This window comes from Actinoplanes sp. NPDC051861 (assembly GCF_040681145.1).
Classification (GTDB): Bacteria; Actinomycetota; Actinomycetes; order Mycobacteriales; family Micromonosporaceae; genus Actinoplanes.
In genome coordinates, this window is record NZ_JBFAYE010000015.1 from 179,117 (window position 1) to 189,520 (window position 10,404).

General features: G+C 71.0%; 7 protein-coding genes. 1 reads left to right on the top strand and 6 read right to left on the bottom strand.

Going from position 1 to position 10,404, the window contains the following annotated elements; translation table 11 throughout:
• Positions 1-29 precede the first annotated feature (29 nt).
• Positions 30-1,253: a delta-60 repeat domain-containing protein gene (locus AB0M02_RS32000; RefSeq protein WP_364233619.1), complete on the bottom strand. Its 1,224-nt coding sequence runs from the start codon at positions 1,251-1,253 to the stop codon at positions 30-32.
• A 254-nt stretch (positions 1,254-1,507) separates the two neighbouring features.
• Between AB0M02_RS32000 and AB0M02_RS32005 the strand changes: the two genes are divergently transcribed.
• The gene (locus AB0M02_RS32005; RefSeq protein WP_364233621.1) at positions 1,508-4,504 is read left to right on the top strand and encodes a BTAD domain-containing putative transcriptional regulator; all 2,997 of its coding nucleotides are present in this window, start codon (positions 1,508-1,510) and stop codon (positions 4,502-4,504) included.
• On the opposite strand, the gene AB0M02_RS32010 is transcribed toward AB0M02_RS32005, so the two are convergent.
• From AB0M02_RS32010 to AB0M02_RS32030, 5 genes are all read right to left on the bottom strand, one after another.
• Positions 4,501-4,974 (bottom strand): hypothetical protein, encoded by a 474-nt coding sequence (locus AB0M02_RS32010; protein ID WP_364233624.1) that lies wholly within the window; start codon positions 4,972-4,974, stop codon positions 4,501-4,503. The genes AB0M02_RS32005 and AB0M02_RS32010 overlap by 4 nt on opposite strands.
• A gap of 168 nt (positions 4,975-5,142) precedes the next feature.
• On the bottom strand, positions 5,143-5,781 hold the full coding sequence (locus AB0M02_RS32015; protein ID WP_364233626.1) for a fasciclin domain-containing protein: 639 nt from the start codon (positions 5,779-5,781) through the stop codon (positions 5,143-5,145).
• Positions 5,782-5,867: 86 nt separating this feature from the next.
• The gene (locus AB0M02_RS32020) at positions 5,868-6,539 is read right to left on the bottom strand and encodes an anti-sigma factor (RefSeq protein ID WP_364233629.1); all 672 of its coding nucleotides are present in this window, start codon (positions 6,537-6,539) and stop codon (positions 5,868-5,870) included.
• Positions 6,493-7,074: a sigma-70 family RNA polymerase sigma factor gene (locus AB0M02_RS32025; RefSeq protein ID WP_364233631.1), complete on the bottom strand. Its 582-nt coding sequence runs from the start codon at positions 7,072-7,074 to the stop codon at positions 6,493-6,495. Before AB0M02_RS32025 ends, AB0M02_RS32020 begins: the two co-directional genes overlap by 47 nt.
• 145 nt (positions 7,075-7,219) lie before the next feature.
• A complete protein-coding gene (locus AB0M02_RS32030) occupies positions 7,220-10,264 on the bottom strand; it encodes a hypothetical protein (RefSeq protein WP_364233634.1) in 3,045 nt (1,014 codons plus the stop codon).
• Between the last annotated feature and the right edge of the window lie 140 nt (positions 10,265-10,404).

Sequence of the window (10,404 nt, forward strand, 5' to 3'; positions counted from 1 at the left end):
TGTCGCGGAGAGGGGTGCGGGCCGGGGGGTCAGGGGCGGTAGCGGGCCACCGCGAAGTCCGTCTCGGTGATCTCCTGCGACGGGCCGTAGGCGACGCCGCCGGCCAGCAGGGTGCCGTCGGACCGGATCGCGAGGTCGTGGACCTCGTCGACGCTGCCGTCGAAGTCGGTGGTCGTCTTGCCGCCGTCGCCGAGCGTGGTGTCCAGTGAGCCGTCGGGCCGGTAGACAGCCAGGGCGAAGTCGAACGACGTCCCGTTGCCGGTTGCCGAGCCGCCCACGACGAGGCGATTACCTCGTACGATCGCTGTCCTTGCCTGGTCCGAACCGCCCACGATGTCGGTGACCACCCGGCCGCCCGCGCCGAAGCCGGTGTCCAGCGTGCCGTCCGTGTGGTATCGGGCGAGCGCGAAGTCGGCGGTCTCCATCGTGGAGGTCTCGCCCACCGCGACGAGCTTGCCGTCGGACTGGATCGTCACGTCGAGGGCGCGGTCGATGGTGTCCCCGAAGTCGGTGGTCACCTGGCCGTCGCCGCCGAAGCTGGTGTCCAGCGTGCCGTCCGTGCCGAACCGGGCCAGCCAGAAGTCGAACCCGGTCTCCGACGCGTCTCCGGCGACCACCAGCTTGCCGTCGGGCTGAAGGACGGCCGACACGGCCTGCGCGCCGCCGGCGAACTCGGTGACGACCTTGCCGCCGTCGCCGAAGGTGGTGTCGAGCGTGCCGTCCGCGTTGAACCGGGCCACGGCGACGCTTGGGGCGCCGTTGTCCAGGTCGAGCGTGGAACCGGCGACCAGCAGCCTGCCGTCCGGCTGGCGGACCAGCGCCGAGGCGATGTCGTGCCCGCCGAGGTCCGCGGTGGCCTTGCCGCCGGTGCCGAAGCCGGCGTCCAGCGTGCCGTCCGCGGTGTACCGGGCCAGTGCGAAGTCCGGGTTCTCCCCGGCGGTGCGGAACGCCTCACCCGCGGCGACCAGCTTCCCGTCCGGCTGGGCGACCAGCGCGTTGGCGCGGTCGGTGTGGCCGAAGAAGTCGGTGGTGACGCGGGCGAGCAGGTTGCCCCGGGAGTCGTACCGGGCCAGCCCGAAGTCGGTGCTGTAGTCCGGCAGCCCGGCCGCACCGGCCGCGACGAATCCGCCCGGCCGGACCACCAGCGCGTTGATCACGTCGGCATACCCGGCGAAGTCCGTTCTGACCTTCCCGCCGGCCCCGAACCCGGCGGGCGCGGCGTGTGCCACCGCCGGCATTCCGAGGAGCGTCACGCTCACGATTGCGCCAGTGGTGAACAGCCTGGTCCGCATGCACTTCCTTCGTTGGGAGGTCCGGTGGGCAGATCGGTTGCGGGGCAGGTCGCTCGCGCCTTCTGGCGTGCTGTGGCGTCCCGATTCCCCCGTAACGCTGTGCGTAACCGGGCGTGGGCGACCTGTCCCCTGCAACGACGTCAATGCTCGCCGGTGGACCTTGTACGTAGCATGGGAGACTCGTAGCGGTCCTTGTGAATTTCTTGAATCACCTGGTGAGCGGAGGTCGGTTGGCGGCGGAGTTCGGTGTGCTCGGCGTGGTGGAGGCCCGGATCGACGGCGAGCCCGTCGACCTGGGGCACGCCCGGCAGCGGTGCGTGCTGAGCGTGCTTCTCGTGGAGGCGGGCCGTCCGGTGACGGTCGACCAGTTGATCGACCGGGTCTGGGGTGAGCGTGTGCCGCAGCGGGCCGCGGGGGCCCTCTACAGCTACGTGTCCCGGTTGCGCGGTGCCCTCGCGGGTGCCGACGGGGTGGAGATCCGGCGTGATCCGGGCGGCTACCTCCTCACCGTGGATCCGCAGGCGGTGGATCTGCACCGGTTCCGCAGGCTGATGACACAGGCGCGGGCGACCGAGTCGGACCGGTCGGCCGCCGAGCTGATCGGGCAGGCGCTGGGCCTGTGGCGCGGTGACCCGTTCGCCGGCCTGGACACGCCCTGGCTGGGCGCGATGCGGCGCACCCTGCTCGGTGAGCGGTTCGCCGCCGAGCTGGACAGCAACGACGTGCTGCTGCGGCTGGGCCGGCACGGTGAGCTGCTGCCGTCGCTGACCGCCGCCGTCGCCGAGCATCCGCTGGACGAGCGGCTGGCCGGGCAGGCGATGCTCGCGCTGTACCGGTGCGGGCGGCAGGCCGACGCCGACGAGCAGTACCGGCGGATCCGCCACCGGCTCGCCGACGAGCTGGGCAGCGACCCGGGCGCCGCGCTGCGCCAGGTGCACGAGCAGATCATCGCCGCCGACCCCGCTCTGGCCGCACCGGCGGGTGAGGTCCGGGCGCCCGGCGTCACGCCCGGTGTCACGCTCGCCGCCACCGAGCCGGTGCCGTCGCAACTGCCCGCCGACGTCCGTGCCTTCACCGGCCGGACCGGGGAACTCGCCGCGCTGGACCGCCTGCTGGCGCCGCCGGGTGGCGACGAGCCGCCGCTGACCGTCGCGCTGCTGTCCGGTACGGCCGGTGTCGGCAAGTCGGCGCTGGCCGTGCGGTGGGCGCACCACGTCCGGCACGCGTTCCCGGACGGGCAGCTCTACGTGAACCTGCGCGGCTACGACGCCGAACAGCCGGTGGCGGTCGCCGACGCGCTGGCCGGGTTCCTCACCGCGCTCGGCGTACGCGGCCCGGAGATCCCGCCGGGAATCGACGAGCGCGCCGGGCGGTACCGGTCCGAGCTCACCGGCCGGCGCATGCTCGTGCTCCTGGACAACGCGTCCTCGGTGGAACAGGTCCGGCCGTTGCTGCCCGGCACCGGATCGTGCCTGGTACTGATCACCAGCCGCGACTCGCTGCCCGGCATGGTGGCGGTGCACGGCGCCGAGCGGGTCAACCTCGACCTGCTCCCGCTGCCGGACGCGGTCGGGCTGCTGCGCAAGCTGATCGGCGCCCGGGTGGACCGGGAGCCGGCCGCCGCCGAGGACCTTGCCGCCGCGTGCGCCCGGCTGCCGCTGGCCCTGCGGATCGCCGCCGAGCTGGCCGCGGAACGCGCCGACGTGCCGCTGGCCGACCTCGTCGCCGAACTGTGCGACCACCACCGCCTCGACCTGCTGGACGCGGGCGGCGACCCGCGCGCCGAGGTGCGGGCGGTCTTCTCCTGGTCGTACCAGAACCTGCCCGCCGCCGCGGCCCGGATGTTCCGGCTGCTCGGGCTGCATCCGGGCGAGACCGCGCACGTCGACGCGGTGGCGGCGCTGACCGGCACCGGCGCCGGCGAGGCACGGCGGCTGCTCGGTGTGCTGGTCCGGGCCAGCCTCGTGCAGGCCGGCCCGGGCGGCCGGTACGGCATGCACGACCTGCTGCGCACGTACGCGGCCGAGCTTGCCACCGGCCACGACCCCGAGCCGGACCGGCATGCCGCTCTCACCCGCCTGTTCGACCACTATCTCGCCGGGTCCGTCGCGGCGATGGGCACGCTGTACCCGGACGGCAATCCGGCGCCGGGCGGTGACACGGACGCGGCGCGGGCCTGGATCGAGGCGGAACGGCCCAACCTCGCGGTGGTCTGCACGTACGGCGCGGCGCACGGCTGGCACCAGCACACCATCGCCCTCGCCGAAACCCTGTTCCGCTATCTCGACGCGGGCGGTCCGGTTGCGGAGGCGGCGACGGTGACGGCCTCCGCGGTCGCCGCGGCCAGGGCGGTCGAGGACCGCGAGGCGCAGGCGAGGGCGCTGTCCAACCTGGGTCGGTTGCACCGGCGGCAGGGACGCTTGCGGGAGGCGGTGGAGACCTATCGAAAAGCCTTGCATCTGTACGCGGAAACGGGCGACAGCGCGGCCGAAGCCCAGGTCCTGCGCAACCTGGGGAGCGTCGACTGGCGCCTGGGCGACTACCGGCAGGCAGCCGACCACTACCGGCGGGCCGGAAAGTCCTACGGGAGCCTCGGCGACAACGCGGGACAGGCCGACGCTCTCGTGCGCCTCGGGCTGATCGACGCGCGGCTGGGCGACCACGCGGAGGCGGCGCAGCGGTTCGGGTCCGCGCTCGACCTGTACGGCACGCTCGGCGACCGGTTCAGCGAGGCGTACGTGCTGTCCCTGCTCGCGCGTCTGCCACACCGCCCGGTCACACTCGACCGCGCCGCCGCCCACCTCGAACAGAGCCTCGACACCGCTCGGAGCACGGGCGATCGCACCGCGGAGGCGTACGTTCTCAGCGATCTGGCCGCGATGCGCACCCGCCAGGGTCGCCTCACGGAGGCCGCCGGTCACCTGCGTCGCGCGCTCGTGCTGCTCCGGCGGATCGGCGACCGCGCGAGCGAGGCGGAGGCGCTCAACGACCTCGGCCAGGTGCTGCGCGCGGCCGGCGAGGTGACCGAGGCGGGCGCACAGCACGAGCAGGCGCTGGCGCTGGCCGAGGAGATAGGCGACCGGTACGAGCAGGCGCGCGCCCACGACGGACTCGCTGTCGCGCTCCGCGAGACCGGCGACGTCGACCGCGCCGGACCACATCAAGACCTCGCCAAACGCGCCTTCGCCGAGCTGGAGGTGCCGGCCCCTTAGTCCCGAAGCACACCGTCCACCCACAGGACGGTGACCGGGCGACCCTGGGCCCGCGCGTACGCGACCACGTCCGCGGTGCCACCCAGCCCGCGCGCCGGCAGGCCGTCCCACACCGCGAACAGGTGGTCGCAGCGATCGACCAGAGCGTGCCCGGCGGCGAGAAACCCCTGTTCGCACGGCTCGGCGAACGGCATCGTGATCACCGAAACCGCCGCACGCACGAGATCCTCGAACCGGGCCCGGCTGCCGTCCGCGGTCAGCGAGCCACCATAGTCCGCCGACGGCAGCACCGCCTCGAGCGTGCCTCCGGCCGCGAGCACATGCGCGGCGAACAGCTGGTCAGCACCGTCCGCAAGGCTCGACACACCACGCAGCCCGGGCCCGGTGGGCAGCACCCGGCGCCAGTGGTCCATCGCCCGGTCGGCGATCCCCGGTGGAAGCATCCGGTGACCGGTGACACCGAACCGCACATCGACCCCCGTACGACATTGAGCACCATGACGATACGGCTTCCGGGGCCCGCACGGGGGGCATGTTCTGTGCTGGCGGCGAGACCGCGGTGTGTGCTTTGATCTGTGCAGGCCGGGCATTCTCCCCCGTGGATGCCCGGCCTTCACTATGCCTTCACACCGCCGGGGTCAGGGCAGGTTGATCGGGCGTAGTACGCGGTCGATGCCGTGGGCGATCTGCCTGTTGCCCCTGTTGATGTCGAAGCGGATGACGCGCGGGTTGCGGTCGCTGCGGTCGGCGTCGATCAGGGAGATGCGCTTGTGCCGGTGGCCGTACACGTTGACTTTGATTTTCGAGCCGGCGGCTGTGGTCAGGCGGGCGTTGTCGGACCTCAGTGCCGCCTTGCGGGTGATCGTGGCGCCCGGGACGACGTGGTAGAGCAGGACCGACTCGACGGTGTCGATGCCGAGGCCGGCTACCGCGGTGAACGTCTTCTTCTCGCCGGGCAGTCGCTTGGTGTGCCGGATGTCGGCGACCAGTTTGCGGAAGGCCAGGTCGTTGGGGAGGAAGGCGGTGAGAGCGGTCCTGCCGTCGGCCAGGACGCCGACGGGGCTGGACGGCTTGGCCTTGAGGACGGCCTGCACCGCGGCGGTCAGGATGTCGTAGTCGTGGCCGTTGCGGTCGAAGCCGCTCCGGTCGGCGGTCAGTACCGCCGCCAGCGACCTGGTCTTCAACGGCTTCGCGGAGTGTGCGGAGGCCGGCGCGGCGGTGAGGGCGGAGGCGACGACTGCGGCGGTGGCCACGGCTGCGACCCGGGTGAACCTCATTTTCGTGCGTCCCTTCTCCAAGTGCGGGGCGGTGGCCTCGGTGCCACCACCCCCGTACTTCGCTCGCATCGCGAGCGATGGATGCACTAGTTGGTGAGGGTTCCCCGCAGCAGGCTCTGACCGGAGTGGGTGGCGTCGCCGTCGTGCGGTTCGTCGCTGACGTCGACCAGGCGGTACCGGTTCAGGTCGGTGCCGGGCGGCACCGGCAGCACGGCCTCCCGCCGGTCGGGCAGGCTGCCGACGGCCACCATCTTCGTCAGGTCGTCCGGGTCGAGCAGCCACACCTCGTGGAAGCCGGTGGTCAGCGGCAGGTTGCGCACGTCGACGCGCATGCGCCCGTCGGAGAGCACGCGCACCACGCCACCCGCATCGGGCGGAACCGTCTCCAGCGGGGTGAGCGTCGCCCGCGCTGTCACCTCCTCGGCCGGGGGCCGGTTGATCGCGACGGTGCCGGCTATCGCGATCACCGCGGCTGCGGCGGCGCTGAGGACGGGGACCAGCCAGCGAGGACGGGTACGGCGTTCGACCGTCTTCCTCGTACCCTTGATGTCCGCCTCGGCGGCCCGCCAGACGTGTTCCGGCGGTGGTGGCAGGTCCCGCAGATCCTGCACCCCGGCGCCGATCTCGGCGACGTCCCGCAGAGCGGCCATCTCCTGCCGGCAGTCGGCGCAGTACGCGAGGTGATCCGCCTCGCTCAGCTCCTCCCGTTCCTCAGAGAGCGCGAGAAGGACCAGCCGATCGGGATCCAAATGCTGCACCGTCCACCTCCCAACGACGTCGCAGGTTCGCCATTCCACGCCGGATATGACTCTTGACCGTGCCGAGCGGCAGCCCGGTGACGGCAGCTATCTGTGGATGCGTGAGGTCGTCGAAGAACGCCAGCTCCAGTGTGCGCCGCTGCTCCTCGGGCAACCGTCCCAGCTCGTCGGCGACAACCAGCCGGTCGACGATCCGGTCCGGCGACTCCTCGTCATCGGTGGAAATGTGCTGCTGAGCGCGTACGGAATCGGTCTTTCGATCCTCCCGTGCCGCAGACCGCAAGCGGTCGACGGCCTTGCGCCGCGCGATGCCCAGCAGCCAGCCGAGCATCGTGCCGCGCTGAGGATCGAATCCGTCCCGCCCGGTCCACGCCGCGACGAACGTCAGCTGGGTGACGTCCTCGGCGTCCGCCCGATTGCCCAGCAGCCGCTGGGCGAGATAGAGCACGGCGGCACCGTGCCGCTCGTAGGCAGTCCGTAAGGCTTTCTCGTCGCCGCTGCGTAAGCGCTCGGCGAGCTCGTCGTCGGAGCTCATCGACCTCCCTCCCGCACATGGGTCCTTCGGGTTGTTCGCTCGGCGGGCCGCTGGCGGTTGCACCTTGACCGCGGTCGACGAAAAAAGGCCCCGCGAGGACCTGAGCTTGGACGCTCAGGCCTTCGCGGGGCCACGGCCGATCGGGTCAGGCGAAGGCTTTGATGGTTCGCCAGTCGACGGAGAGGACGGTTGTCTGGGTGCCGCCGTAGGTGGTGGTGGCCAGATACATGCGGGTGGTGCCGTCGGCGGTGGTGACCGCCCACATGTCGGGGACGTTGTCGCCGTTGACGTCGGGGATGCCGATGACGGTTTGGATGGTGGTCCAGCCTGAGCCGTATTGGACGTCGCCCTGGCGGGAGGCGGCCGCGGACTTCAGGGAGTCGAGGGCGACGCTGCCCGCGACGGTTCCCGGTTTGCCGTGGCGGAGGTACATGTAGCCGGTGTCGAGGTGGCGCCAGGTCATGTCGGGGGTGCCGTCGAGGTCGATGTCGGCGATGTTGACGATCTCCGCCCGGCCCCAGTTGGTGCCGTCCATGAGGGTGGCCTGCTGGAAGGCGGCGGCGGTGTAGCCGCTCAGGAGCCAGAAGGCGGTGCCGGTGCGGATCGCCAGGTCGGGCAGTTTGTCGCCGGTGATGTCACCCAGGGCCTTCATCTGGGTCCAGGTGGACGGCGCGGGAGTGCCGGCGGGCAGGAGAACCTGGAGGCGGTCGTCGATGTTGAAGCTGCCGTAACCGTCACCCGGGTAGAGCCAGAGGTTGCCGTCGGGGGTGCGGGCGAACAGGTCGGTGGTGCCGTCGCCGGGGTACGTGTCCGAGTGCTTGGCGATCAGCGGTGCCACCTTGCCGGCCTCGTACCAGTGGTTTGCCGGGTTCAGCTTGCCGCCGGTGGAATACGCCGCCGCGAGGCTGCCGTAGAGCTCGCCGTTCTCGTCGCCGGGCAGCGAGAGCAGTTTGCCGTTGGCGTCCACCACGATGAGGTCGGGCCGGCCGTCGCCGGAGACGTCACCGGGCTTGTCGGCGGTCGCTTTCGGGGCCACATAGAAGGTGTACGTGGTGGCGAGGCTCTTGTTGCCCGCGGCGTCGATGGCGTACACGACCAGGGTGTTCGGCCCGGAGTGGCGCGGTGCCAGGTTCGGCACGGTGAGGCTGCCGTTGGTCGCGTTCGTGGTGGTCGGCTTGATGTATTCGAAGGAGTACTCGAACTTGGTCGCGCCGGCCGAGGTGAACGTGATCGGGCCGGTCTCGCCGAACTTCGGCTTGGCCCAGGTCGTGCCGTCGGGGGTCGCTTCCAGCCAGACGTCACTCTCGACGGTGGGCGGGCTGGGCTTGGTGCCGTCGATCGTCAGCAGACAGGTGTTGTTGCCCGGCGGGTAGTACGAGGACATCGCGCCGGTGGCGTCCTCGGCCTTGACGGCCCAGGAATACGTCGTGCCGTCGACGAGGTCGGTGTAGGGAATCGTGACGCTGGCCTTACCGGCGAGCGGCTGACCGGACACCTCGCTGACGGCCACGACCTTGTCAGCCGGGACGGTGGTGCCGGACTTCCAGAAGACGAACCGCAGGTTCTTGAGGTTGTCATCCTTGTCGGTGCTCTGCGCGGACAGCGTGATGTTGGTCCGGCCGACCGTCAGACCCTTCGCGCCGGTAGCGCCGGCCGAGCAGGCGCCGCCCGGTGCGGAGACACCGCCGGTCGGTTCGGCCGGGGGAGTGTTGTAGGCGACGTTGATCTCGGCGCTGCCGGCGTCGAACTTGCGCCAGGTCTGCGTGTCGGTCTCGGCGGTGGTCCTCATCCCGAACGTGATGTTCGTGGCGCCGTTCGTGGCACCGAGCTGCGCGGCGGCCTTGATGTTGAAGCTCACCCAGTCATCGGCGCAGTTGCTGCCGTACCCATGGGCGAATTCCTTGCTGTCCTGCTGCGTCGTCCAGCCGGGCTGCTTGTTCCAGGTGGTGCCGGACGAGATCGTGCCGGTGTGCCAGAGCTGGAAGGTGCGCTTGGTGCACGACCAGGAGTGGACGTTCTTCACCTTGAAGGTCGCGGTGCTGACGACGGCGCCGCTGATGTTCTTGTAACCCATCCGCCAGAAGGACCGCGCCGTGACGCCGGAGTCGTCCTCGTGGCCGACGCGGGCTTCGGTGGTGCCGCCGTTGTAGTTCTTGCCGTCGAGGAAGTTGCTGTTGGGGTGTGATTTGCTGACGAAGATCCAGGCTTGGTCGCCGGCGATGATGCTGGGGTCGAGGAAGACCGGGAACGTGACGCTGGGGTCGGTGAGCAGGCCGGTGGCGGCGGCGTCGAGGTGCAGGCGGGCGTTGCCGGTGCCGTCTCCGTCGAGGCGGCTGGGCATCACGGCCTGCTTGCTGCCGGGTTCCAGACCATCAAGACCAGAGAGCTTGAGTACGTCGGACGCGCTCGTCACCGAGGTCCGCGGTGTTTTGCCGGCCGAGTCCCACGCCAGGGAGGTCGGGATGACACCGACCTCGTCCTTGCTGCCCGCGTCGAGGATCTTCACGCCGTTGGTGGCCGCGTCGTGGCGGAAGATCACGCCGTCGGCGCGCAGGCCGTAGCTGAGTGGGGGAAGCTTCGCCGTGCGGTTCTTGACGATCAGCACGTGGCCGAAGCCGCCTTCGGCGCGGACGGTTACGAGCAGGTCGATTCCGGGAAGGACTTCCTGGTAGAGGGCGCGGGATCCGTCGATCACCGGTTCGGGCAGCCGGCCGGGCCAGGTGTAGGCGACGGTGTGCCCGCCGGCCTGCACCTCGGCCAGCACACTCTCCTCGGTGTTGTCGGAGCCGTTGGAGAAGCTGACCGGTACGGGCGGGTTCGCCGGCCGCACCACCGATCCGTCACGCGTGAGGGTGTTGTCGATCGGCGCCCACACCCCCGCCGCGTTCTTCGCCCGCTGCGGCAGGGCGTTGATCTGCGACCGCAACTCGCCGGTGGGTTTGACCCAGGTCAGCGAGGTGGCCGTGGTGGCCGTCTCGACCAGGACCTCGGTGCCCTTCTGCACCGCCTCGGCCAGGGCGGCCGCCTGGTCCTTGAACACCGGTGCGGAGACAGCGGGAGCGGACGGCGCCGGGGCGTCCGGCCACCAGGGGACCGACGCGGCGGTCAGAGCGGCCACTAAGAGGCCCGAGGTGCAGACCAGCCTGGCGCGCGTACGCACGAAAGGACTGAACAGGCGAGGCGCGGTCACGGCGATCTACTCCCGTGGGGACCAGGTGGAAAGGACAACACAAACAGCCCTCGCCAGCGGTTTCGCGGGCAGAGAGCGCGCACACGATCGCCGAAACGGTGGCGGCCCGTCCACCCCGTACCCGTTACCGATCCGTAACC